The sequence below is a fragment of the Frankia sp. CcI49 genome (assembly GCF_001983215.1).
Taxonomy (GTDB): Bacteria; Actinomycetota; Actinomycetes; order Frankiales; family Frankiaceae; genus Parafrankia; species Parafrankia irregularis.
The window spans coordinates 152683-177049 of sequence record NZ_MOWP01000018.1 but is presented as its reverse complement, the minus strand read 5'-3'; the positions used below and the strand labels follow the sequence as shown (position 1 = coordinate 177049).

Sequence of the window (24367 nt, the reverse complement as noted above, 5' to 3'; positions counted from 1 at the left end):
GGGTGAACAGTGGGGTGTGGAGTCCGGATGGTTCGTGTGTGCTGACTGCTGGTGACGATGGGGTGGCGCGGGTGTGGGATGCGGTGTCGGGGCAGGAGCTGCTGACCCTCACCGGCCACGGGCGTCGGGTGTGGGATGGGGTATGGAGTCCGGATGGGTCGCGGATCCTGACTGTCAGCGACGACGGGACGATGCGGATCTGGGACGCCGTCGATGGTCGCCCGGTCGGTTGGCGCCTCGAACACCTTCCGCGCGGCGAGCTTGCGGTCTGGTCTGTCACGGACAGGCATCTGCTCGGAGCGACGCCAAATGCGTGGCGGTGGCTTGGCTGGCAGGTGCCCTCCGGAGGTGAGCCCGTCCGGCTGCCGGCCGAGACCTGGGGTCCACTGCCGCCGTTGAGCCAGACACCGCCTTCGTCCTGACGGCCGGCATCCGCCGCCCCCGAGCGGACCCGCAGGCGGATGCCGGGACTCCGTGAGGCGCGGTCCGCACCGGGGTCAGTGGAGCGCGTGGAAGGCGCCGTCCAGGTCGGCGAGGATGTCGTCGATGCCCTCCAGCCCCACCGAGAGGCGGATCTGGTCGGCGGACACGCCGCTGGCCGTACGCTGCTGCGGGGTCAGCTGCGCGTGGGTGGTCGACGCGGGATGGATGGCCAGCGAGCGGACGTCCCCGACGTTCGCCAGGTGGCTGTGCAGGGTGAGCGCCTCGATGAAGGCCGGGCCGCGACGCAGCCCGTCGGCCAGTTCGAAGGCGAGGACCGCGCCGGTGCCGCGGGGCAGGTAGCGGTCCGCCGCGGCGCGCCAGGGGCTGTCGGGCAGGCCCGGGTAGGCGACCGCGGTGACGTCGTCGCGGTCCCGCAGCCACTGGGCGACCCGCAGGGCGTTCGCGCTGTGCCGCTCCATCCGCAGCGACAGGGTCTCCAGGCCCTGCAGGAGCAGGAACGCGTTCATCGGCGACAGCGCCGGCCCGAGATCACGCAGCAGCCGCGCGCGGGCCCGCAGGATGTACGCCGTCTCGGGGAAGGCGTCGAGGAACACCAGCCCGTCGTAGGCGGGATCGGGCTGGGTGAAGCGCGGGTAGCGGCCGTTGCCCCAGTCGAAACGCCCGCCGTCGACGATGACGCCGCCGATGGACGTCCCGTGCCCGCCGATGAACTTCGTCGCCGAGTGGACGACGACGTCCGCGCCGTGCTCGACGGGGCGGGCCAGGTAAGGGGAGGCGAGGGTGTTGTCGACGACGAGCGGGATCCCGGCGTCGTGGGCGACGCCCGCGACGGTGGCGATGTCGAGGACGTTCCCGCGCGGGTTGCCGATGGTCTCGCCGTAGAACGCGGCGGTGCGCGGCCGGATGGCGGCCCGCCAGGCGTCGGGGTCGTCGGGGTCGTCGACGAAGGTGGTCTCGATGCCGAGGTCGGCCAGGGTGTGGCGGAACAGCGCGTACGTCCCGCCGTACAGCGACGCGGACGACACGATGTGATCGCCGGCCGAGGCGACGTTGAGCAGGGCGAGGGTCGCCGCCGCCTGCCCGCTGGCCGTCGCGAGTGCCGCGACACCGCCTTCCAGGTCGGCGACGCGCTGTTCGAGTGCGTCGTGGGTCGGGTTGACGACCCGGGTGTAGGTGAAGCCCGTCTCGGTGAGCGCGAACAGGCCGGCGGCCTGGGCGGCGTCGGCGAACACGAACGAGGCGCTCTGGTAGATCGGCACCGCGCGGGCGCCGGTCGTCGGGTCCGCGGTGGTGCCGGCATGAACCTGGCGGGTCTCGAACGACCAGGCCGCGCCGCGGACGCCGGTGCTGTGCTCGCGGACGTCCGTGCCGGGCTTTCGCAGGTCCGCTGTCTCGACGGTCTCGGTCGCAGGGTCGACAGTCTCGGTCACCGGGCGGCCCCGTCCGGTCGCGTGGCGCCGTCGGGTCGGGTGAGATCGGCGTAGTGGCGTCGGGCGACCTCGGGATGGCTGCGCAGCCAGCTCTTCAACGTGTTCTCCCCGTGCTGGGCGAAGATCGGGTTGTCCGGGTCGGGTGGCCCGGCGGCGGGGATCTGCGCGAGGAGCGCGGGGGGCAGCGGCACGGGCTCGATCGTGGCGGACAGGCCCGGTCCGAAGAAGAACGCCACGGACCCTCGTTCGTGGCCTGGTGGTGGGCTCATCACACGGTGCACGGTCGCAGGGTAGTAGCGCAGCGTGGCCAACTCGAACATCTCGCCGATGTTCACCACGATCGCCCCCGGCACCGGCGGCGCGTCGATCCACCCGCCCGAGCCGTCCGCGACCTGCAGCCCCGGCAGCCACGCCGGGTCTGTCGCGTTCGGCGAGCCCTCCGAGCCCTCCGAGCCCTCCGGGTCCTCCGAGGCTCCGGGCGCGTCCGGGGCGTCCTGTCGCCGGACGGTGTCCTGCAGGACGAGGCTCAGGAAGCCGCCGTCCTTGTGCGCCCCGACCCCCTGCGAACGGGCGGCGTCGGCGTCCCGCCGGTGCGGGTCGGCGCGCGCGCCGTCTCCGTCCCCGGCGCCGAGCCCGGCCCCGCGGCCGGTCTCGGCGGCCGGACCGTCGGGTGCGGGCAGGTAGCGCAGCAGCTTGAGGTGAGAGCGGGGATCATCCGCGAAGGTGGCGTCCAGGTGGTCGGGGGCGAGACCCAGCGATTCGGCCAGCGCGCGGACGAGGACCCGCGCGACACCGGCCAGTGCCGCCATGTACTCCTCGACGGCGGCCCGCAGCTCGGCCGGCTGGGCCGGCCACTGGTTGGGGCCGTCCAGGCGCAGGTAGGGCGGGTCGCCGGGGCCGCACACCCGGCGCGGGCGCTCGTCGCCGATGTCGATCTGCTCGCGCAGGTCGGGGTTGCCCCGGGTGATCTCCTGGCCGAGGCGGGTGTAGCCGCGGAAGTGCGGCGAGTGGACGTTCTCGATCCGCAGTTTCGTCGCGGTCGGCAGCCGGAAGAACTCGCGGCTCACGGCCAGGACGCGGTCGGTGAGCGAGGTCGGCACGCCGTGGCCGGTGAGCTGGAGGAAGCCGGGGTCGCGGCAGGCCGCGCGCAGCGCGAGGACGAACTCGGCGCGGTCTGAGGGGTCCGCGGGAGCGGTGTACCGGCGCAGGTCGAGCAGGGGGAGCTCGCGCGGCGACGGACCGGGTGGATGGTCAGCGGCCTGGCACATGTGGGCCTCCCTGCCCCGCGATCGGGTGGATGGTGCGGAGTTTTAGGTATTTCCGATCGATAAAGTAAACTTACTCCGGTGACGTGGAGTATCCAAGGCGGGACACGTCATCGCCCGGCACCGGGCGCTCCCGGTGGCGGCGTCGGGCGTGTATCCGAGCGATTCCGCTCCGTGCGCGGCATCCTTCTCGGGGTCGGCCGGCCTGCCGCATGCCGGGCAGCGCCACGCCAGCCATGCGGCGAACGACCGATCAAGCCAGGACCAACGGACACGCCTGCGGGGGCCGTCGGTGCCATGGGATGGGACCGCCCGGTGCCTCGTTCGCCGAACTCCGAACTCCGAACTCCGGACGCCGCGCACACCATCCACCACCAGAGGGGATTCGCCATGACCGAGCCGACCTGGTCGTTCGAGACGAAGCAGATCCACGCGGGTGCCCAGCCCGATCCGACGACCGGGGCGCGCGCCGTCCCGATCTACCAGACGACGAGCTTCGTCTTCCGTGACACCGACCACGCCGCCGCCCTGTTCGCGTTGGGGGAGCCCGGCAACATCTACACCCGCATCATGAACCCGACCCAGGACGTTTTCGAGCAGCGCGTCAACGCCCTCGAGGGCGGCGTCGGTGCGCTCGCGACGTCGTCGGGGCAGGCGGCGGAGACGCTGGCCATCCTCAACCTGGCCGAATCCGGTGACCACATCGTCAGCTCCGCGAACCTCTACGGTGGGACGTACAACCTGTTCCACTACACGCTGCCCAAGCTCGGGATCTCGGTTTCGTTCGTGTCGAACCCCGACGACCTGGACGAATGGCGGGCCGCCGCCACACCGCGGACCCGGGCCTTCTACGGCGAGACGATCGGCAACCCGCGCTCGGACGTCCTCGACACCGCCGGCGTCGCCGCGGTCGCCCACGAGGTCGGCGTGCCGCTGATCGTCGACAACACCCTGGCGACCCCGTACCTGTACCGGCCGTTCGAGCACGGAGCCGACATCGTCGTCCACTCGGCGACGAAGTTCATCGGCGGGCACGGGACGTCCATCGGCGGGATCATCGTCGACGGCGGCCGGTTCGACTACGGCGCCAGCGGGCGCTTCGCCAACTTCACCACGCCCGACCCCAGCTACCACGGCCTCGTCTACTGGGACGCGCTCGGCCACGGCAGCTACATCGCCAAGGCCCGGGTGCAGCTGCTGCGCGACCTCGGCCCGGCCGTCGCGCCGCTGAACTCGTTCCTGTTCCTGCAGGGCCTGGAGACGCTGTCGCTGCGGATGGACCGGCACAGCGCGAACGCGCTGCGGGTTGCGCGGTGGCTGCAGGACCGTGACGAGGTCAGCTGGGTCGCCTACCCCAAGCTGCCGACGTCGCCGTGGTACCAGCGGGCGAACGAGGTGCTCCCGCTCGGCGCCGGCGCGGTGCTGGCGTTCGGGATCGCCGGCGGGGCCCAGGCCGGCCGGAAGTTCGTCGAGGGCCTCGAGCTGTTCAGCCACCTCGCCAACATCGGCGACGTCCGCTCACTGGTGATCCATCCGGCGACGACCACCCACTCGCAGCTCACCGAGGCCGAGCAGGCGGCCACCGGGGTGACCCCGGACCTGATCCGGCTGTCGGTGGGCATCGAGGGCATCGACGACATCCTCGCCGATCTCGACGCCGGTTTCCGGGCCGCGAAGTCCGGATGACAGCCCAGCCCCAACAGCCCCCGGCGCTCGACGTCCGACCCGACCATGCCCGTCCCGACCATGCCCGACCCGACCATGCCCGTCCCGACGAGGCCCGGTGCGACGAGGCCGCATCCGCCGCCGCGCGCCCGGAGCAGGCTGATCCGGACGCCGGTGCGGACGCCGGTCCGGACCCGGACCGGGACGGCGCCCGCCCGGCTCGCGCCGGCTGGCAGCCCGGTGATCCGGTGGGACGTCGCCGGTTCGCCCGGCTGGCACGGCCGCTGGACCTGGAGCGCGGCGGCGTGCTGCCCGAGGTGACCGTCGCCTACGAGACGTGGGGCCGCCTCGCCCCGGACCGGTCGAACGCCGTGCTGGTGCTGCACGCGCTCACCGGGGACAGCCATGTCGCCGGCCCGGCCGGCCCAGGGCATCCCACCGCGGGCTGGTGGGGAGCGCTGGTCGGACCGGGCGCCGCTCTCGACACCGATCGCTGGTTCGTCGTCTGCCCGAACGTGCTGGGCGGCTGCCAGGGCACGACCGGGCCGGCGTCCGCCGCCCCCGACGGCCGGCCGTGGGGCAGCCGCTGGCCGGAGATCACGGTCGGTGACCAGGTCCGCGCCGAGGAGGGGCTGGCGGACGCGCTCGGGATAACCCGCTGGGCCGCGGTCGTCGGCGGCTCGATGGGGGGCATGCGGGCGCTGGAGTGGGCGGTGGGCCGGCCCGAGCGCGTCGCCCGCGCGGTCGTGCTCTCCTGCGGCGCGGCGGCGACGGCCGAGCAGATCGCGCTGTACGCCACCCAGCTGGCGGTGATCCGCGCCGACCAGCACTGGCACGGCGGCGACTACCACCACCTCCCGGCCGGCCTCGGCCCGCGGACCGGACTGGCACTGGCCCGGCAGATGGGCCAGGTCAGCTACCGCAGTGAGGCCGAGCTCGCGCACCGCTTCGGCCAGCGGGTCCAGCCGGACGGCCGCTACGCCGCCGCCAGCTACGTCGAGCACCACGGGCACAAGCTGGTCCGCCGCTTCGACGCCGGAACCTACGTGACGCTGACCCTGGCGATGATGAGCCAGGACGTCGGCCGCGGCCGGGGCGGGATCGCCGCGGCGCTGCGCGGCGTCACCGTCCCGGTGACCGTGGCGGGTATCGACAGCGACCGCCTCTACCCGCCCCGGCTGCAGGCCGAGCTCGCCCGGCACCTCGGCACACAGGCGGTCATGGTCCGGTCCGAGTTCGGCCACGACGGTTTCCTGCTGGAGTCGGCCGCGGTCGGCCGGATCGTGGCCACGGCGCTCGGATCGACCGGCTGAGATCGAGTGAGATCGACTGCTTTCGGCTGAGGTCGGCAGGGAGGGCCGGAAATCCCGGTGTCAGTAGATGTCCTGATGTGGTCTCGCGGCGGATGGCGGTCATCTGCGTGGGACGATCGTCCCGCGTGGCGGCGAACCCGGGGCACCGAGCGTTCGTCCCGCGCCTGTGGAGGTGCGGTGGCTCGCCGGCGGTGGCCGGCGACGGTGGCGTGGAAGGGACCGTGGCAGAAGGCAGCGCGTTGACGGCGTCCGCGCCGGTGCGACCCGGTCGTATGACCGCCCGTGCGATGGGCGCCCGGCCGCAGGCCTGGGCACGGTTTCGGCTTCCGGCGGCCGCGGTGGCCTGCGGCGCGCTGACCGCGGTGCTCGCGCTGGCCGCCGGCTGGCCGTTCTGGCGCGGCGAACCCGCGCTTGCGGCCGTCAACGCCTTCGTCGCCGGCGCGTTCGTCAGCTCCGGGGTGCTCCTCGTCGACATCCCGCTGCTGCGCCGTACCGGGGTTCTCGTGCTGGCCTCCGGCGTCTGCTGGGCCCTCACCTGGCTGTTGTGCCGGGAGAGCGGGCCGCGCCCGGCGCTGGGCCTGTTCACCAACGCGCTGTTCTTCGTCACCTTCGCCTGGGGCGTGCTGCTCTACCCGGACGGCTGCCTCACCGGGCGGGCCGACCGGGTCGTCGGTACCCTCACCACCATCGCCTACGGCCCGCTCGTGGCGTTGTCGATGGTGGTGTCCGAGCCGGAGTGGAACGGCTTCTCGGCGCAGGCGTCCTGGCCGACGCTGTGGGCCGGCCAGGCCTTCTTCGGGTTCGTCTCCGGGCTGTACGTGGTGATCAACGTGGCCCTGGCGATGGCCTTCGTGGTGCTGCTCGCGCGCCGGTGGAGCAGGCTCTACGGACTGGAACGGTCCGTCGTCGCGCCCGCGCTCGGCACGCTCGGCGTGGTCGCGCTCTGCCTGGCCGCCCTGTCGCCGACGCTGTACAACCGGGAACCGGGTCATGTGGCGGAGGGCGTCGCCTGGCAGGGCGTCGCCCTCGCGGTGCTCCCGCTGGTGCTGGTGAGCTGCGAGCTGTGGCGCGCGGTGGCGGTCGCGACCGCGGCGGACCGGATGCTGCGCTCCAGCGGCGGCGGTGCCGCGACGGTGACCGTGGTCCGCGACGCACTGCGCCGCGCCCTGCGTGACGACACTGTCGAGGTGTACTTCTGGCTCGCCGACGAGCGGCGTTTCGTCGACATCGCCGGGCAGCCGGCCAGCGGTGCTCCCGAGCCGGGTGCGGTACCCGGTCCGGGCGCAGTACCCGCTCCGGGCGCCGTGCCTGGCTCGGGAGCGCCGGTGCCTGTGCGCCGTGGCGCGCCGGCGCTGTGGTCCCAGCCCGTGATCGCGCCGTCGGGTGAGCTGTTCGCCCTGGTCACGGGCCGGTCGCCGGTGCTGCGTCGGCACGGCGCGTTCACCGGGGCGGCGCTGCGGACCGCTCGGCTCTCGCTGCAGAACGCCCATCTGCAGGTGACCATCCAGGCGCAGCTCGTCGAGACGCGGGCGGCGCGGCGGCGGGTCGAGGAGGCGGAGGCCGCCGAACGCAGCCGCATCGCGCGCGACCTGCACGACGGCGTGCAGCAGCGGCTGCTCGCGCTGGCGATGCTGGTGAGCGTCGCCGAGTGGTCCGCTGACGACCCGGCGGCCGCCGCCGCGATGTTCGGGGACATCCGGGCCGGCCTGCTCGCGGCGAACGACGAGGTCCGCACCATCGCCCGCGGTCTCGACCCGGAGACCCTGCGTACCGCCGGCCTGGTGGCGGCGGTACGGCAGGCCGCGGCCAGGCTGGCGCTGCCGGTGGAGGTCGACGTCGCGCTCGGGCGCGGCGGGCCGTTTGGGGACGTCGCCGAGCGCACGGTCTACTTCGCGGTGTCGGAGGCACTGGCCAACGTGGTCAAGCACGCACGGGCGACGACCGCCAGGGTGCGGCTCACCGAGCGATCGGGTGGGCTGGTCGCCGAGGTCAGTGACAACGGGTGCGGCGGCGCGGTGGAGCACCCGGCCGGCGGGCTGGCCGGCCTGCGTGACCGGGTGGCGGCGGCCGGCGGTGAGGTGCACCTGTCCAGCCCGGCCGGTGGCCCGACCACCGTCATGGTCATCGTGCCCACGGGCGTGGCGTCATGAGGGCCGGGCGGGTGCTGCCGCGGGCGTTCGCCGTCGGCGGCGTGGTCGGGGTGGCGGTGCTGGGCGCCGGCTGGCCGTACCTGCACGGCGCCCCGGCGCTGGCCGTGGTGAACGTCCTCATCTCCGGTGGGCTCGCGACGGCCGGCACGGCGCTGATGGCCTCGTCGCCGACACGGCGCGCGGGCGCCCCGCTGCTCGCCGCCGGCGTGGCCTGGGTCGCGACCTGGGCGATGAGCTGGAACCACACGCTTCTGCCGCTGCTGGGGATCGCCGGGAACTGCTCCTTCTACGTCCTGTTCGGCGTCGGGCTGCTCGGCTACCCCCACGGGCGGCTGTCCGGCCTGGCGGACCGCGTGGTCGTCGCGCTGGCCGGCCTCGCCTTCGGGCCGTTGATGGTGGTCAGCGTGCTGACGTCGCGGCCGGAGTGGAACGGCTACGGGCCGGATGTGTGGTGGCCCGGCTGGTTCGCGGACCTGCCCACGTTCCAGACGATCAGTGACGTCTACCAGGTCATCAACCCGTTGCTCGCCTGCGGGTTCGCGTTCGGGCTGGTCCGCCGGGTGCGCGCGCTGCGCGGCCCGGAGCGGGCCGCGGCGTCGCTGGTCCTCGGTGCGGTCGCGGTCGCTGGCATCGGCGTGGCCCTGGTGGCGCCGCCCATCGACGTCGACGACCTGGACGGCGTGATGCGCGGCATCGAGGCGCAGAGCGTCGTCCTCGCCCTGCTCCCGGTGGCGTTGGGGATCGCCGCCGCCCGGCGGGCGCTGGGGGTGGCCACCGCCGCCGACCGGGTGCTGCGCCTCGCGGACCCCGCGACGATCGCCAGCGTGCGTGACGCCCTGCGGACCGTGCTGAACGATCCCACCGTGGAGCTCCGGTTCTGGCTGCCCGACCTGCGGTGCTATGTCGACGTCGACGGCCGCCCGGCGGATGTCGGCGGTTCGGCGGATCTCGGTGGTTCGATGGACATCGGCCGTGCGGCCGCCGCCGGCAGCACCGCCGAGGCCGGCCGTGCGCCCGAACCCGCGTCCGGCGCTCGGTGGACCCGGGAGGTGCTGACGCGGGACGGGGCTCCGCTCGCGGTGGTGACCGGTGATCCCGCCCTCGGCCAGCACCGTGCCTTCACCGACGCCGCGTTGCGCGCCGGGCGGCTCGCACTGGAGAACGCGCAGCTGCAGGTGGCGGTGCGGGCACAGCTGGTCGAGACGCACGCGGCCCACCTGCGGGTCGCCGGCGCGAGCGCCGCGCAGCGCCGGCGCATGGCACACGACCTGGGCGACGGCATGCAGCGACGGCTCACGGACCTCGCGCGCGTCGCGTCGCGGGCCCCGGACGCCGACCCCGCCGAGACCCGCCTGCTGCTGCGGCACCTGCACGAGGGGCTGCTCGCCGCGAACCAGGAGGTCCGTGACCTCAGCCGCGGACTGCGCGCCGCCGACGCCGTGCCCGGCGGCCCGACCTCCTAGTACTGAGTCGAAAATTACTCAGGGTGAGGCTGTCAGGGTGACCTGGTGGGGCAGAACTCCGCAACCAACGACGAGTTCCCCAACCAGGTGTTGACCGGCGAYGGAGCGCACCGCTGGCCAGCCATCTCGGTCCACCTGGACGTGGCATCACCGCGGTCACGCCGGCCCGGTCGAAGCGTCATCTGGAAAGACCCACCGTCGCCGCCCTCCACCGCTACCGCGGCAGGACCGGAAACTCGATCAGGCCGCGGATGTTCCTGCCCGCATGCATGTCCCGGTAACCGACATTGATCTCGTCGAGTGAGTAGGTAGTCGTGACAAGCTCGTCCAGCTTCAGCTGGCCGTTCTCATACATCGCCAGCAGCCGCGGGATGTCGCCCGAGGGTGACATGCTGCCGTAGAGGCAGCCCTGCAGGCGCTTCTCGAACATGGCGAGCATGAACGGGCTGACCGGGATGCTGCCCACTGTCATGGGCGCGACCGCGGTCACCACGACGACGCCCCCCTTGCGCACCGAATCGAACGCCTGCCCCAGGTGCTCACCATTGAGCACGCCGACGGTAACGACGGTCGAGTCCGCCCCCTGGCCGTTGGTGATTGACCGGGCGAACTCGGCCGCTTCCTCGATCGAGCTGAATGCTCCTGTGGCACCCAGCTTCAAGGCCGTCTCGCGTTTCAGGGGCACAGGATCGACGGCGATCACGTGGCCTGCCCCGGCGTGTGCGGCGCCTTGGACGGCGTTGATGCCGATACCGCCCACGCCCATGACGATCACGACCTGTCCCGGCGTTACCTGGGCTGCGTTCACCGCGGATCCCCAGCCGGTCGGGACACCGCAGCCAAGCATCGCGGCTGAGCGCAGCGGAACATGGTCCGGAATCCGGACGGCAGACCACTCCGACATGACGCTGTACTCGGCGAACGCTCCGATCAGCGAGGACCGTGCGACGTCCTGGCCCTGGTAGCGCGTGCGGTAGGTGCCGTCGAGCTGCGAGCCGTGCATGATGAGCGCACCGTACTGACAGAGGTTCTGGTGGCCGCTCGCGCAGAAGGCGCAGCGGCCGCAGCCGGGGATGAACGACGTGACGATGTGGTCGCCGGGCTTCAGGCTGCGTACGCCCGGCCCGACGTCCTCCACCACACCGGCCCCCTCATGCCCGCCGCAGTAAGGGAAATGCTGGATCTTGCCGTCAGCCTTGGCGACGTGATCGTCAGAGTGGCAGAGTCCGGCTGCGACCATCCGGACCAGCACCTCGCCGTCCCTGGGCCCGTCGAGGTCAGTCTCGACGACCTCCCACTCGCCGGGCTGCTGCATCAGCACCGCCGCTTTGGTCTTCACCGTGCCCTCCCACCGCCGCCGACGCCCTTCATAAAAGAACGCTCACTCACCCTAGGCCGCGAACACCGACCTGTTCACGGTCATCTCACCGTCCACCGAGGCGCCGGTCGGCGAGGTCCCTCTCGTCACCGAGGCCGACATGGACCGGGCCGTCGCTGCGGCGCGCGCCGCTTTCGACCACGGTCCCTGGCCGCGTCTGGGCCCGGGCGAGCGCGCCGACGCGCTCGCCCGGATGGCCGACGCGCTGCGCGAGCACTCCGCCGACATCACCGCAGATCACCGTCGACGAGATGGGAGTCGCGGTCCCTCTGGACCGAGAAACTCGGCCGCGCCCACTGGTTCGCGGACGAGTTGCGCGCCGGTCAGGTCTGGGTTGAACTGTTCGATCGCGGCGGACCCGGCGATGCCGATCTCCGGCCACAAGGAGTCCGGCTGGGGCGGCGAGCGGGGCTGGAAGGGCATCGAGGCCTACCTCACCACCAAGGCCGTCTACATCAGTCACTGAACGCCCGACAGCCGGGGCGGGCCGGCGCCCTCAGCGGATCCCGGCTCAGCCATCGGACCGCACTGTGCGTGAGGCTGCCAGTGCCGCCCGCGCGTCGGCGTCGAAGCCCAGCTCGGCGAGCACCTCGGCGGTGTGCTCGCCGAGCCCGGGAATTCCCGGGCGTCCTGTCGGGCGTGGCGTCGGCCCGACACCGAACTGGCAGCCCGGCGTCTCGGTGCGACCGCGCGCGCCCCAGTCGAAGCTGGCGACCCGGCCGGACTGCCGGGTGAGCGGATCGTCCAGGACCCGGGCGACGAAACCACGCCGGTCCACCTGCGCGACCGCCTCGACGGGCACGTCAGCCGCGGTGAGTCTGCGCACCCAGGCCTCCGCGGGTTCCGCCTGGAACACCTCCTCCAAAAGGCGTTCGGCGTCCTGTCGCCCCTCGCCGGCCCGCCGCAGCGGCGGTGGCGCGTCCGGCAGTCCGGAGATCGCGACCACCTGCCGTAGCCGCTCCCAGGCACCGGCATCCGGCACGGCCAGCGCGAACCATTCCCCGTCACCGGCCTGGTAGAGCCGATAGGCGGCGCCGTAGCCGGTCTGTTCCCCATCCAGCACCGGACCGCCGACGGCGGTGCCGCCGCGCACATAGGCACCGGACTTCAGGGTGAGCGCGGAACCCAGCAGCGAGGTGGACACCGACTGCCCCGCCCCGGAGCGCTTCCGGGCGTACAGAGCGGCGATCACCGCGCACGCGGAAAGCCAGCCGCCCGTGACGTCGATCGCGCCCCAGGCCATGAAGGTCGGCGGGCTGTCCGCGCCGCCCTGGCCCGCCTCGACGCCGGACAACGCCTGCATCAGATGGTCGTTCGCCGGTAGCAGTGCTCGCGGTCCCGTCGGCCCGAACCCGCTGGAATGGCCGTAGACGACATCGGGATTGGCCGTCCGCACGGTGGCTTCGTCGTAGCCGAGACGGTCGGCGAGGCCGACCCGCGCGTTGTGGTGGACGACGTCGCTCCACCGGAACAGCCCGGCAAGGACCTGTGCCGCCCCGGGGGCCTTGAGATCGACGGCCACGGCCCGCTTGCCGCGCTGACCGGCGGCGAACATCGGTTCCATGCTGCGATGGACGTCGCCCGACATCGGCTCGACCTTCACCACGTCGGCGCCGAGGTCGCCGAGTATCTGCGCGGTCACCGGGCCGGCGAGGTAGGCGGCAAGGTCCAGTACCCGCACTCCGGACAGCAGGCGCGTGCTCGCGCCGGGCCTGGCGCCGGTGTCGGCGACGCCGCCGGTGTAGGCAGCATCGGCGGGAGCCGCTGTGAGGGTGGACGTCGCGGTGACGCGGGCCACCGGCCCGAGCACGGTGACCGGTCCCAGGTCGGGGTTCTCCGCGGTGACGCTCAGGCCGGTCTCCCGTACATGCGGGTCGGTCAGGGCCTCGCCCGGCCGCAGGACCGGTTCACAGCGGATCCCGGCCCGGGACAGCCGGTCCAGCCAGTCAGCCCGTTCCGCGGTGGCGAACGTCGCCGCCCAGCGCCGGCCGCGTTCGGTGAGTGCACCGCTGACCAGGTCCGCGGTGTAGCCCTTCTCGCTGGGCTCGTCGCCGACCTCCTGAAGGAACGCCTCGTAGGCGCCTTTGGCCCCGAACCACAGCTGGATGTACTCGCCGTCGGCGCACCGGTAGGCGAAGCCGTCCGCCGGGCCCTGGTCGCGCCACAGCAGGTCGGTCGCGGGCGAGGGCACCTCGACCCGTCCGATGATCATCGGAAGGATGGCGCGCAGCCCGTCGGCCAGGGATGTCTCGACCCACCCGCCGACACCGGTCGTCTCCCGTTCGTACAGTGTCGCCAGCGCCCCCACGGTGACCGCCAGTCCGGCGCCGGCACTGGCCACGGCGAGGTCGGGAAACGCCGGCCCGCCCCGGTGCCCGCGGATCTGGGTCGGCAGCCCGGCGCGGGCCGCGACCAGCAGTTCCAGGTCGGGCAGTGGCCCGCGCGCGGTGTGCGTCGGCCGGACGCGACCGACGACGGTCCGCGGGTTGCGGGCGGCCAGTTCGGCGTAGCCGATCCCGCGCCCCTCCAGCAGTTCCTCCGGGCCGGAGAGGAACACCACGTCGGCCTCGGCCGCCAGCGCGAGGATTCTCGGTGCGGCCTCCGGAGACTCGTGATCGACCTCGATCACCGTGGTGCCGCGCTGCCAGACCCGTTCGAAGTCGACGCCCGTGTCCAGAGTCGAGCGGTGCGCCGACCGCACCCGCGTCACCTCCGCGCCCAGGTCACGCAGGAGCACTCCGGGCAGGTTGCTGGCCAGGCCTGATCCGACCGCGCTGGTCCCCAGCGAGATGTCCACCACACGTAGCCCGGACAACGCGGCCGCGTCGTCGATCGGTCGCAACTCCATCGCCACTCCGATCAGTCACCTCAGCTACCGCGACGGACGTCGCGAAGCTGGAAAACGCTCACTTACTCTGCCGGACGTGGTGGGACCGCGRGGGTCATCCGCCCTGTCCGGCGCGCAGCAGGATCCCGCCGCCCGGCGAGGCGCCGACACCGGACGCGTAGAGCGCGACCTCGGCATCGGGAAGTTGGTTGACGGCCGTCCCGCGCAGCTGGCGGACGCCCTCCAGAACGTGGGTGATGCCCTGCAGGTACACCTCGGCGAGGTTCCCGCCATGGGGGTTGACCGGTAGCCTGCCCTCCCGGAAGATCCCGCCGTCCTCGACGAACGGACCGCCCTCCCCGACGGGGCAGAAGCCCCAGTCCTCCAGACTCATGATCACTGAGGGTGTGAACCCGTCGTAGATGAGCGCGACGTCAACGTCCGCCGGCCCTAGCCCCGCGCGGGCGTACAGGTCGCGGGCGGCGCGGCGGTGACCTGTGCTGACGAAGTCCTCGTCGATGGTGTTGAACGACGCGGTGGCCCATTTGTACTCGCCCGTTGCCGCGACCGCGCTGACCACGACCGCCGGCTGGCGCAGGTCCCGGGCCCGTTCCGGGGTGGTGAGAATGACCGCCGCGGCACCGTCGGACTCCATGCAGCAGTCCAGCAGCCGCAGCGGGTCGCAGATCAGCCGGGACGCCTGGTGCTCGGCAACGGTGATCTCCTTGCGGAAGCGGGCCTCGGGGTTGTTCGCCGCGTTGCGCCGCGCGTTGACACTGACCTGCGCGAAATGCTCGGTGGTGGTGCCGTACAGGGACATGTGCCGGCGGGCCTTCATCGCGTAGATCGCCGCTGGAAGCGCCATGCCGAACGGCGCGCTGTAGGACGCCGACAGCGGGATCGCCTGCCCCGGCTGCACACCGGCGGCAACCGATCGACCCAGCCGGGCAGTCTGAATGATCGATCGCAGGACGACGACGTAGTCCGCGAGACCGGTGGCGATTGCCGCGTAGGCCCCCGCGACCGCTCCCGGCAGCCCCGACCCGCGCCCGCCCCAGGTCATCCCGGCGTAGCGCAGTTCCCGTGTGCCGAGTGCGACCGCCAGATCGGACGGCATGGTCGGGTCGTCGCAGTAGCCGGCGAACCCGTCGATGTCGCGGACATCGAGCCCGGCGTCCGCGCAGGCCTCGTGCACGGCGTCGAGCGCGATGCGGGTGAGTCCGAGCGGCGCCAGCTCGCCGGCCTTGCCGTAACGCGAGTGTCCGATCCCCACGATGCAGGCGGCATCCCGGAGGAAGCCGCTCACCGCAGGATCCGGAAGCAGGGTAGTGCCATCTCCGCTGCCTCGGCCGCGGTGAAGGGCACGGACGCGAAGGTCACCCGCTGGCCGACCTGCAGGTCAGCCTGCTGCCAGGCATCGATCACGTTGCTCAGGATGCGCACGGGATCTCCCTGCGTCGCATCCAGCGTGACGACCGCGACGTTGTAGAGCACCGGCTCATCGCGGCCAGCCGACCGGGCCCGGTCGGGCACCCAGATGTAGGAGTAGACGGTGCCGGTGCCGGGCAGCGTGGACCATCCCCACTGCCGCGAGGTACAGCGATAACAGCCGTCGGTGGGCGGGTAGCGGTGCGCGCCGCAGCCGGTGCAGCGCTGCACCTCCAGCCGGCCGGCCGCGGCCGCGCGCCACAGCTGCTCATTGACCGGGGCCACCACGGGGTCGGGCATCCCTACCGGCCGGTTGACCTCTTCGACCACCGCGCGGTCAGTCCTGCAGACCGAGCAGGCGCGCGGCGTTCCCGCGCAGGATCATGCGGATGGCCTCGGGGCTCAGTCCGTCCAGCTTGTTCAGCCACTCCGTGGGCCACAGCACACCCTCGGGATGCGGGTAGTCGGAACCGAACAGGACCCGGTCCGGCCCGATCGCCTCGACAAGACCGACGACGTCCTCCTCGTAGAACGGCGATACGTAGAGGTGCTCCATCAGGACCTCGCTCGGTCGCCCGGTCACCTCGCCGCCCGGCCAGAACCCCTTGCGCCCCATGTGGGCGGCGTGGTCGACGTCGTGCAGCAACGGGACAACCCAGTTGATCCCGCACTCCAACGCGACGATGGTCAACCCGGGGAACCGCCCGAACAGGTTGTTCAGGACGTAGGACGCCAGCGTGTCGGCAACCGGCTTACCGGAGACGAGGTACCACTGGAACGGCGTCTGCCCCTGCAGCGGCGGCGTCGGCGACTCCCCGAACTGGACGCCGAGGGTGGCCAGATACCGCGGGTCGGTGCTGTGGAAGACGAGCTTGACCCCCGCGTCCTGCAGCCGGGCCCAGAACCCGTCGTAGCTGGGGTCGACCGGCGAGCGCCCCCACAGCGGACCGGGCTTCATGACGACGGCCCGGGCTCCCGCGGCGATCACCTTGTCGAGCTCCGTGATGGCCCGCTCGGGGTCCATCAGGGAGATCATCGGCGCGGTGATGATCCGGTTGTCCCGGTCGAAGCCCCACTCCTCGTCCAGCCAACGGTTGTAGGCGCGGATGTTCGCGTACAACGCCGGAATGTCGTCGTGTAGCTCGTTCTCGGCCTGCAGCATCGCCGTCCCGAGCATCAGCCCGGCCTGAACGCCCTGCTCGTCCATCTTCGCGATCCGCGCATCGCGCAGCATCATGTCCGGATAGTCCCAGCCGCGGATGACCTCGTGGTGGACGAAGCCCTCCTTGCTGTCTGGGTCGTCCAGCATCGAGCGCAGCGACCCGGGCGCACCGATGTAGTCGGTCTGGATCACCCGCATGAAGCGGAACTGGCGCTCTCCGAAGTACAGCTTGCCGCGACCTCTGGCATCGACCCGCACGTTGATCGCACGGTCGGCGAACGACGGCTCGATGAAGCGGGTGAAGCAGTCGTACGGCTCGTAGTAGTGGTTGTCGGCGTCGATGAGCTGGTAGCCCGGGTCCGGGCGGGTCTGCGCGGCGTCGATGCTCATGCGTTGCTCCTCACGCGGGCTGACCTTGCGACTGCGGAACCCCTTCCGATAGCGACATGGTGAGTATATGCTCACTTTATTGTCAAGGGTCAGTGGGGCGTGAGCAGATCATCCGGCCGCTCGCGGCGATGGCGCTCGATCTCCTCGCGAAGGTAGTCGGCCCGATGGTGGCCGTACTCGCGCACCGCACCTGCCCCTGCACCGGCCAGATTCTGGGTGCCTGGGGCGGCCGGTTCGCCCGGTCCACCATCACCACTGCCCAGGGCTGGATCTCGAAGGAACCGCCGACTGCGGAGGACGTCATCGACCACTGGGACGAGATCGTCGACCAGGACGCCGCCGTGGACAACCCGAACGACATCATGATCTTCGCCTACGAGAACATGCGACTGCTCTGCGGCCACTAACTCACTGCTGCCCGCCCTGGGCTGGCAAGCGCGGCCGGCATCCCCGTCAGGTCGGGCATCATTCCAGCCGGAGCGAACATTCACTCATCTCTTGTGCGCCTGCCTCGCGGGTATTAGCGTGCCGGCATGGTCGAAGACAAGGTTGTGGTGGAACTCCAGCGGCACTGGGAGGACGGGTTCAACCAGTACGACCTCGACCTCGTCATGGCGCCGGTCGCCGCGGACATCGTGTTCAGTTCGCCGTTCGTGCCCCRCCTGACGGGCGACCCCGAGAAGGTGACGATCCAGGGCTACGAGGCCTTCCGGGCATACATCGACGACTCGATGCGTCGCGTCCCGGACATCCGTTACGCGATCCAGTCGTCCTTCGTCAGTACTCAGACGGTCGTGTTCGTCTACACCTGCAGCTTCACGGACGGCCAGGTCAAGGCAGGCGCTGACTCGATCCGACTGGATCGAGACGGCAAGATCGTCGAGTGGCGCTGCCATTACTCGTTCAATCCGGCCGCTCTCGACAGTCTGATCCAGGACTGAACGGGAAGCCGGGTGCGGGGAGCGGTCCGGGGTGCCCGCGGTGCTCCCGGACGCTGACCTGGCTGGAGGTTGTTCACCAGCGCAGCAACTGGGGTGGCTTCGCGCCGCGACCGAGGGCCGAACGGTGGTGGGAGTGCCGGCACTGCGACTGGGTCGGTTACCAGCCCCGGGCAGGCGGAGCGCTGACCGCGATGCGACGTCTCGTGGGTGAGGAGGGAACCTGCTTCTTCTGCGGTGAGGAGGAGGCCAACGTCGTCAGCGCACCGTCGGACGACAGCGACGGCTGGCGCCGGGACTGGCTGGTGTGCCTGGTCTGCGGCACGAGCAACCCGCGTCGTTACAGGTCCTGAGGGCACGGTCCGCGGAGCGGGTCGCGAGCGGACTCGGTGGGCCGGCGCGAAGTGGGCCTGCGCGAACGACGAGATGAACAGATGCGGGGTCAGTTGCGGGGCAGTGCCGCCGGTGGCCGGTGGCCGGTTCCGCGGAACCGGCCGCACAGGCAGCGCGTACGGCCGCGGCCCCGGGCCGGGCGACCTGCAGGTCGCCCGGCCCGGGGCCGCGGAGGGCCTTCCGGCTGCCGCTCAGCCGGCGTGAATCGGGACCCCCTCGCCCTGCGGGATGTCGTCCCGGCCTGCCCGGACGAGGAAGAGGACGGTGATCAGGGCGAGCCCGATCATCACCGCGCTCCAGACGAACGAGGTGGTGTAGCCCTCGACCGCCGCCTGCGCCTGCGCGGCCGGCCCGGTGCCGTGACTGGTGAGGTAGTCGGTCACCGCCGTCGCGTAGACGGTGTTCAGCAGCGCCACACCGAGGGACCCGCCGACCTGCTGGGTGGTGTTCACCAGTGCGCTGGCCACACCGGCGTCATGCTCGGCGACACCGAGCAGCGACACGCTCGACATCGGCACGAAGGCGAGGCCCATCCCGAAGCTGATCAAGAGCTCGGCCGGGAGAACGTGGCTGGCGTAGCCGGTGTCGACGCCGATCTGGGTCAGCAGCACCAGGCCGCCGACGGCGAGCGCGCTGCCGAGGACCATCAGGATCTTGGGGCCAGTCCGGGGCAGGAGCTGGCTGGCGATCCCGGCGGAGAAGATGATGCCGGCGCTGAAGGGCAGGAAGGCGAAGCCGCTGCGCAGCGCGCTGTAGCCCAGTGTCTGCTGGAAGTAGAAGGTGAGGAACAGGAACATCGCGAACAGCCCGCCACCGATCAGCATCGAGGCGAGGAAGGAGCCGCCGCGGTTGCGCTCCAGCGGCACCCGCAGCGGCAGCAGCGGGTTGGCGGTCCGGGCCTCGATCACGACGAACGCGGCGATCAGCACGAACGCGCCGACGAGCAGGCCGATCGTCTTGCCCGATCCCCAGCCGTCGTCGGCGGCGACGGTGAAGCCGTAGACCAGGGCGAGCAGACCGCCGGTCACCGTCACGGTGCCCGGGATGTCGTAGCTGGGCGTGCCCTCGGCCTTGCTCTCCCGCACGATGGGCAGCGCCGCGGCCGCGGCGGCCAGCGCGATCGGGACGTTGACGAGCAGGCACCACCGCCACGACGTGTACTCGGTCAGCAGCCCGCCGACGATGAGGCCGATCGCGGCACCGCCGCCGGAGATCGCGCCGTAGACACCGAACGCGCGGGCGCGCTCCTTGCCCTCGGTGAAGGTCACCGTGATGAGCGACAGCGCCGCCGGCGCGAGCAGTGCGGCGCAGGCTCCCTGCAGGGCCCGCGCCGCGAACAGCAGCTCGGCGTTCGGGGCCGCGCCACCGAGCGCCGAGGCGCCGGCGAACCCGATCAGGCCCCAGATGAAGATCCGCTTGCGGCCGAGGAAGTCGGCGATCCGGCCGCCGAGCAGCAGCAGGCCGCCGAAGGCCAGCGTGTAGGCGGTCATGACCCACTGCCGGTCGGCGGTGGAGATTCCCAGGTCGGCCTGCGCGTGCGGGAGCGCGATGGTCACGATCGAGGCGTCCAGCACGACCATCAGCTGGGCGACGGCGATCACGCTGAGCGCGACCCAGCGGCGGGGGTCGAGGTGCGCCCCCGGCTCTGGTGACCCGACCGCGGCGGTCGAGGAGCCGCCGCCGGCGACGTCGGTGGATGCGGTCACGAAGATCTCTCCTGATGTCTGGGGGTGATCTGTCGGAGTGGCCACCGAGGCGGCCGGGATGCTTGGCAGCCGAACAGTACGTCACCGAATAGTACCGGACCAAACTAATTTCTAGGCGGGCAGGCGGTGATCAAATACACTCGTGTCGTGGACGCTGGGTGGGACATATGCCCTGGGGAGCCGACGGACGTATGCGCTGGCGGGCCGACGCCCGACAAGGTCGACGACTTCGTCGAGCAGTGGCAGCGCGAGCGTCCGGATCTGGATCTGAGCGCGATGGCGCTCTTCGCGCGCATGAAGGTCTTCGTCGGCGCCCTGGCGACGGCCATGAACCGCCCGCTCGAGGAGCACGGCCTCACGCTCGGTGACTTCGAGGTGCTTGGCGCGTTGCGGGCGTCCGGTCCGCCGTGTGTGCTGATCCCCTCCCAGCTCTCCGAGCAGCTGATGATGTCGCGGGCCGGCATCACCAGCCGCCTCGACCGCCTGGAGACCGCCGGCCTGGTGGAACGCCGGCTGGACCCGGCCGACCGGCGCAGCTTCCGGGTGGGCCTCACGGACAGCGGGCGCGTCGCCATCGACGCCGCGTTCGCCGAGCACATCGCGAACTTCACCCGGCTGGCGAACACGCTGACCGCCGAGCAGCGCGAGAATCTCGACGACATCCTGCGGACCCTGCTGCGCGCACTGTGAACACATCCGGTGCGGTCGGCATCGGGGCACGTGCTGACAGGTGACGGGGCGGACGGGTGACGGGGACGGACAGGAGCGCGCGGACATGAAGGTGGCCTTCATCGGCCTGGGCACCATGGGCTTCCCCATGGCCGGGCACCTGACCGGGGCCGGTTTCAGCACCGTCGTCCACAACCGCACCGAGGCGACCGCCCGCCGGTGGGTGGAGCGGTACCCGGGCAGCTCCGCACCCACCCCCGCCGAGGCCGCGACCGGCGCGGACGTCGTCTGCGTCTGTGTCGGCGCCGACGACGACGTCCGCGAGGTGCTCACCGGGCCGGCCGGTGCGCTGGCGGCGCTGCGGCCCGGCGCCACCATCGTCGATCATTCGACCACCTCCGCCGAGCTGGCGGTGGAGATCGCGGGCCGGGCCGCGGAGGCCGGTGTCGGCTTCGTCGACGCCCCCGTCTCCGGCGGGCAGGCGGGCGCCGAGGCCGGCCGGCTGAGCATCATGTGCGGCGCCGACCCGGCCGTGCTGGAGACCGTCCGGCCGGTGCTCGCCGCCTACGGGGCCACCATCACCCGCATCGGCCCGGTCGGCAGCGGCCAGCTGACGAAGATGGTCAACCAGATCCTGGTCGCCTCGGCGATCGCCGGCGCCGCGGAGGCCCTCAACTTCGCGATGGCGGCCGGCCTCGACACCGATCTCGTGCTGGCCGCGGTCGGCGGCGGCGCGGCCAGCTCCTGGTACCTGAACAACCGCGGCCACACCATGGTCCGCGACGAGTTCGACTTCGGCTTCGCCGTCGACTGGATGCGCAAGGACCTGCGCATCTGCCTGGCCGAGGCGGCCCGCCGGGATATCCCGCTACCGTTCGCGACCCGGGCTGAGGCCGACTACGCGGCAGCCCAGCAGCGCGGCGACGGCGGCCTCGACGCCACCGCCGTCATCCGCCTTCGCCGGGCCGAGACGCCCCGGGCCGACCCCGGCCCCGCCGCCGACTGACGGACGGAGCCGGGAGCTGGGATCCGGGCCGGGCCGGGCCGTGGGTCCTCGCGGTCAGTGGCGGGGGGTGCGGACGTCCAGCCAGACCAGCCGGTGGTCGGAGCTGGGGAACGGGTAAGTGCCGGTCAGCCGGGACAGCGGGTCCGACGACGGCGGCCAGAACACGCCCGCACCCGTGACGGCGAGGGTCCGTGACGGGAGGACGTAGTCGGCCCGCAGGTTGCCCGGCGCCGTGTCCGCGAAGTCGGCGGTGTCCTGGGCCGGGTCGCCGCGGTGGGTGGTGTTGGCACCGCCCTGCAGGGCCGCGGCCTCGACGGCGCCGGTGCTCGTCGGGATGACCGTGCTGTTCACCCAGCGGCTGTCGAGCAGCTGGGTGGCGGCGGAGGCCACGCTGTCCCCGTCGAGGGGGTCGGCGTTCATGTCCCCGGCGATGACGAAGCGCTCTCCCGGCTTCAGCCCGCCGCGACGGCCCCGGTCGTCGTAGAGGTAGGAGGCCGCACCCGGGCGGATGTAGTCGGCCCAGAGCCGGATCTCGTCGTGGTTGCGCCGTCCGTTGCGGTCCTCCGGCCCGTCGAACGTCGGCGGGGTGGGATGGCTCGCCAGCAGGTGCACGGTCTCGCGCCCGACCCGGATCGGGACGTCCCAGTGGCTCTTCGAGGAGAGCCGGAAGGCCGCGAGCTCCTGCGGCGAGTACCAGTCGGCGGGTGCCGCCGTGGCCGGGTCGTCGGGCAGCAGCGCGCCCGGCATGTCCTTCCAGCGGAAGTTCTGGAAGGTCCGGACCGCGCCGGTGTCGATCGGGAACCGGGAGTAGACGACCATGCCGTACTGCCCGGGGAAGGCGCCGAAGCCGAGGGAGTCGTCGCCGTAGCCGGCGGCGCCCGGGGTCGTCACGACCTGGCCGTCGTTGTTCAGGTCGAAGCCGGAGGCGACGCCGGTGTTGCTCGGGGCGATGTACCAGTACGGATAGCGCAGCGCCTGGGCGCCGCCCTGACCGCGGCCCAGGTAGTTGTCGTTGAACAGCCGCGCGGCCACCGGGTCGTGGTCGAACTCGTTGATGAGCAGGACGTCGGGGCGGGTCCGCTGGATGATCTCGGCGACCGTCCTCGCCTGGGCGTTGTCCGGGGTGGACAGGTCCGTCCGCAGCTGGCCGGCCGCGGCCCGGTTGAGCGAGGCGTTGAAGGTGGCGACGCGCAGGGTCGCGCCGCTGCCCGCCCTGTCGGCGGACGCTCCGCCGGTGAACGCGCCGCCGATGGACGTGGGGGAGGAGGCCCCCGCCGCGCTGGCTCCCGCCACGGTGCCCAGCGCGCCGACGACGAGTGCACCGGCCGCGGCGGCGGTCACGGCACGGATGATCCTGCGATGATGCCGGTTCACGGAGCCCTTTCCATACCTTGGGCAGGCCGGTGAACACCATCAGGTGCGCTGAGGGACGTCGGAGCCCGGCCACGAGTCGTTGCGCAGCCGGTGCTGCGCGCTGCGTAGCCTAGGTAGCGAAGATGAACTGCCACGGACCGTGAGAAACCAGGATGCTTACGCCTCGGCGATCGGCCCGGGGCCGTGGCCACCAGGTTCGGCAGGCTCGCCGTGCGTTGCGGGGCCACCCCCAGGCCGGGCGCCAACGCGGCGTCGCGCCTGCGGCCGGGCCCCGGCGCTCAGGCGGCCAGCGGCATGACCTTGTACTCGAGGTACTCGCCGGACAGCACCGGGGCGTGCTTCGGCGCCTCGCCGTCCACCCGGCAGGTCGGCAGGCACTCGATGAGCGCGTTCCAGTTCGGCTGGTGGAAGAACGGCATCGAGATGCGCGGGACGGACCGGTCGGCGGGCGGCGGCACCAGCACCCGGTGCATCGTCGAGACCCACCGGTCGTTGGTCCACAGCGCCATCAGGTCGCCGATGTTCACCACGTAGGAGCCGGGGACGTACGGCACGTCCACCCATTCACCGCTGCGGCGGTCGATCACCTGCAGGCCGCGGACGTCCTGGTAGAGGATGGTCACGGTGCCCGAGTCGGTGTGCGGCATCTTGCGGAACTGCTCCGGGCCGACCTCGCCGCGGACCGCCGGGTAGTAGTTCGCGCAGAGGTTGGTCAGGTGCTCGTCGATGATGCCGTCGAAGTGCGTCTCGGCCAGCCCGAGGCCGAGGGCGAACATCCGCATCGTGGTCTGGGCGAACCGCTCCAGCTCGGTGTAGAGCGCGAGCCAGGCCGGGCGCATCGCCTCGACCTCCGTCGGCCAGACGTTCGGCTTCGACCAGACGTCGAAGTGCTCGCCGAGCCCCGCGCCCTCGGCGACGCCGGGCTCACCGAGGCGGTTCATCGTGAACAGCTCGCAGATGTCGGGGCGCCGCGCCCGGGCGTACTCCTGCGAGTCGGGGTCCTCGACGAACCCCTCCAGGTTGATCGTGTCCAGGTCGTAGCCGGCGCCCTGGTTGTGCCAGACCCGCAGGCCGCGCAGCGTCGGGTCGCCCTTGGCCGCCAGGTAGCGCTCCTTGGCCGCCATCGGCAGCTCGAAGAACGTGCGGACCTCGTCGATCGCGGTCTCCATCAGCGTCGGGTCGATGCCGTGGCCGACCACCGTGAAGAAGCCGGACGTCCGGCAGGCCTCGTCGAGCGCCGCGCCCACCGCCGCCCGCCGTGCCGGGTCCGAGCTGGTCGCCCCGGAAAAGTCGATCACCGGGACGTACCCGGGCACCACGACCGCGTCGGTCGTACTGGGTGCGGTCACTGCCTCGGACACTGAAG

At 72.0% G+C, this 24367-nt stretch carries 20 protein-coding genes and 2 pseudogenes; 12 read left to right on the top strand and 10 right to left on the bottom strand.

Annotated elements, in window-relative coordinates:
* A pseudogene (locus tag CcI49_RS18140) lies at nucleotides 1-422 on the top strand (hypothetical protein); the annotation flags it as partial.
* A gap of 75 nt (nucleotides 423-497) precedes the next feature.
* Here CcI49_RS18140 and CcI49_RS18135 read toward each other — a convergent pair.
* Together CcI49_RS18135 and CcI49_RS18130 are read right to left on the bottom strand one after the other, a co-directional pair.
* The gene (locus CcI49_RS18135; RefSeq protein WP_076828006.1) at nucleotides 498-1826 is read right to left on the bottom strand and encodes a bifunctional o-acetylhomoserine/o-acetylserine sulfhydrylase; all 1329 of its coding nucleotides are present in this window, start codon (nucleotides 1824-1826) and stop codon (nucleotides 498-500) included.
* A gap of 44 nt (nucleotides 1827-1870) precedes the next feature.
* Nucleotides 1871-3142 (bottom strand): 2-oxoglutarate and iron-dependent oxygenase domain-containing protein, encoded by a 1272-nt coding sequence (locus CcI49_RS18130; RefSeq protein WP_076827946.1) that lies wholly within the window; start codon nucleotides 3140-3142, stop codon nucleotides 1871-1873.
* A gap of 387 nt (nucleotides 3143-3529) precedes the next feature.
* On the opposite strand from CcI49_RS18130, the gene CcI49_RS18125 reads away from it, so the two are divergent.
* From CcI49_RS18125 to CcI49_RS18110, 4 genes are all read left to right on the top strand, one after another.
* Nucleotides 3530-4825 (top strand): bifunctional o-acetylhomoserine/o-acetylserine sulfhydrylase, encoded by a 1296-nt coding sequence (locus CcI49_RS18125; RefSeq protein ID WP_054570354.1) that lies wholly within the window; start codon nucleotides 3530-3532, stop codon nucleotides 4823-4825.
* Complete coding sequence (locus CcI49_RS18120; RefSeq protein WP_076827944.1) at nucleotides 4822-6117, top strand: homoserine O-acetyltransferase; 1296 nt, start codon at nucleotides 4822-4824, stop codon at nucleotides 6115-6117. The genes CcI49_RS18125 and CcI49_RS18120 overlap by 4 nt, the downstream gene beginning before the upstream one ends.
* Nucleotides 6118-6338: 221 nt before the next feature.
* Nucleotides 6339-8267, top strand: a complete 1929-nt coding sequence (locus CcI49_RS18115) for a histidine kinase (protein WP_083749576.1) — start codon at nucleotides 6339-6341, stop codon at nucleotides 8265-8267.
* On the top strand, nucleotides 8264-9730 hold the full coding sequence (locus tag CcI49_RS18110; RefSeq protein ID WP_076827940.1) for a histidine kinase dimerization/phosphoacceptor domain-containing protein: 1467 nt from the start codon (nucleotides 8264-8266) through the stop codon (nucleotides 9728-9730). The genes CcI49_RS18115 and CcI49_RS18110 overlap by 4 nt, the downstream gene beginning before the upstream one ends.
* A 214-nt stretch (nucleotides 9731-9944) precedes the next feature.
* On the opposite strand, the gene CcI49_RS18105 is transcribed toward CcI49_RS18110, so the two are convergent.
* Nucleotides 9945-11069 carry an NDMA-dependent alcohol dehydrogenase gene (locus tag CcI49_RS18105; protein ID WP_076827938.1) on the bottom strand — a complete coding sequence of 375 codons (1125 nt, stop codon included), beginning with the start codon at nucleotides 11067-11069 and terminating at the stop codon, nucleotides 9945-9947.
* A gap of 70 nt (nucleotides 11070-11139) precedes the next feature.
* Between CcI49_RS18105 and CcI49_RS44185 the strand changes: the two are divergent.
* Both CcI49_RS44185 and CcI49_RS42595 read left to right on the top strand, forming a co-directional pair.
* Nucleotides 11140-11371: pseudogene (locus CcI49_RS44185) on the top strand (aldehyde dehydrogenase family protein); the annotation flags it as partial.
* A gap of 71 nt (nucleotides 11372-11442) precedes the next feature.
* On the top strand, nucleotides 11443-11574 hold the full coding sequence (locus tag CcI49_RS42595; RefSeq protein ID WP_116437435.1) for an aldehyde dehydrogenase family protein: 132 nt from the start codon (nucleotides 11443-11445) through the stop codon (nucleotides 11572-11574).
* 45 nt (nucleotides 11575-11619) lie between these two features.
* Here the strand turns inward: CcI49_RS42595 and CcI49_RS18095 are convergent, their stop codons facing one another.
* The 4 genes from CcI49_RS18095 to CcI49_RS18080 all read right to left on the bottom strand — a co-directional run bounded on the left by CcI49_RS18095 (nucleotide 11620) and on the right by CcI49_RS18080 (nucleotide 16915).
* Nucleotides 11620-13956 (bottom strand): CoA transferase, encoded by a 2337-nt coding sequence (locus CcI49_RS18095; RefSeq protein WP_076828004.1) that lies wholly within the window; start codon nucleotides 13954-13956, stop codon nucleotides 11620-11622.
* Between the two features lie 94 nt (nucleotides 13957-14050).
* Complete coding sequence (locus CcI49_RS18090; protein WP_083749569.1) at nucleotides 14051-15241, bottom strand: lipid-transfer protein; 1191 nt, start codon at nucleotides 15239-15241, stop codon at nucleotides 14051-14053.
* Nucleotides 15238-15693: a zinc ribbon domain-containing protein gene (locus CcI49_RS18085; RefSeq protein ID WP_076827934.1), complete on the bottom strand. Its 456-nt coding sequence runs from the start codon at nucleotides 15691-15693 to the stop codon at nucleotides 15238-15240. Before CcI49_RS18085 ends, CcI49_RS18090 begins: the two co-directional genes overlap by 4 nt.
* Before the next feature lie 7 nt (nucleotides 15694-15700).
* A complete protein-coding gene (locus CcI49_RS18080) occupies nucleotides 15701-16915 on the bottom strand; it encodes an amidohydrolase family protein (protein WP_076827932.1) in 1215 nt (404 codons plus the stop codon).
* A 92-nt stretch (nucleotides 16916-17007) separates the two neighbouring features.
* On the opposite strand from CcI49_RS18080, the gene CcI49_RS18075 reads away from it, so the two are divergent.
* The 3 genes from CcI49_RS18075 (at nucleotide 17008) to CcI49_RS43385 (ending at nucleotide 18206) form a co-directional block, all read left to right on the top strand.
* A complete protein-coding gene (locus CcI49_RS18075; protein WP_054570162.1) occupies nucleotides 17008-17322 on the top strand; it encodes a hypothetical protein in 315 nt (104 codons plus the stop codon).
* Between the two features lie 126 nt (nucleotides 17323-17448).
* Nucleotides 17449-17856 (top strand): nuclear transport factor 2 family protein, encoded by a 408-nt coding sequence (locus tag CcI49_RS18070; protein ID WP_076827930.1) that lies wholly within the window; start codon nucleotides 17449-17451, stop codon nucleotides 17854-17856.
* A 191-nt stretch (nucleotides 17857-18047) separates the two neighbouring features.
* A complete protein-coding gene (locus CcI49_RS43385; protein WP_235498343.1) occupies nucleotides 18048-18206 on the top strand; it encodes a hypothetical protein in 159 nt (52 codons plus the stop codon).
* Between the two features lie 231 nt (nucleotides 18207-18437).
* Here the strand turns inward: CcI49_RS43385 and CcI49_RS18060 are convergent, their stop codons facing one another.
* On the bottom strand, nucleotides 18438-19952 hold the full coding sequence (locus CcI49_RS18060) for an MFS transporter (protein ID WP_076827928.1): 1515 nt from the start codon (nucleotides 19950-19952) through the stop codon (nucleotides 18438-18440).
* Nucleotides 19953-20078: 126 nt separating this feature from the next.
* Here CcI49_RS18060 and CcI49_RS18055 point away from each other — a divergent pair, with 126 nt between their 5' ends.
* Together CcI49_RS18055 and CcI49_RS18050 are read left to right on the top strand one after the other, a co-directional pair.
* A complete protein-coding gene (locus CcI49_RS18055; RefSeq protein ID WP_235498342.1) occupies nucleotides 20079-20642 on the top strand; it encodes a MarR family transcriptional regulator in 564 nt (187 codons plus the stop codon).
* 40 nt (nucleotides 20643-20682) lie between these two features.
* Entirely contained in the window at nucleotides 20683-21627 is a 945-nt protein-coding gene (locus tag CcI49_RS18050) for an NAD(P)-dependent oxidoreductase (RefSeq protein ID WP_347280127.1), read from the top strand.
* 54 nt (nucleotides 21628-21681) lie between these two features.
* On the opposite strand, the gene CcI49_RS18045 is transcribed toward CcI49_RS18050, so the two are convergent.
* The gene (locus CcI49_RS18045) at nucleotides 21682-22878 is read right to left on the bottom strand and encodes an endonuclease/exonuclease/phosphatase family protein (protein WP_347280129.1); all 1197 of its coding nucleotides are present in this window, start codon (nucleotides 22876-22878) and stop codon (nucleotides 21682-21684) included.
* 401 nt (nucleotides 22879-23279) lie between these two features.
* Nucleotides 23280-24362, bottom strand: a complete 1083-nt coding sequence (locus CcI49_RS18040; protein WP_198955559.1) for a 2OG-Fe(II) oxygenase family protein — start codon at nucleotides 24360-24362, stop codon at nucleotides 23280-23282.
* Nucleotides 24363-24367: the final 5 nt, after the last annotated feature.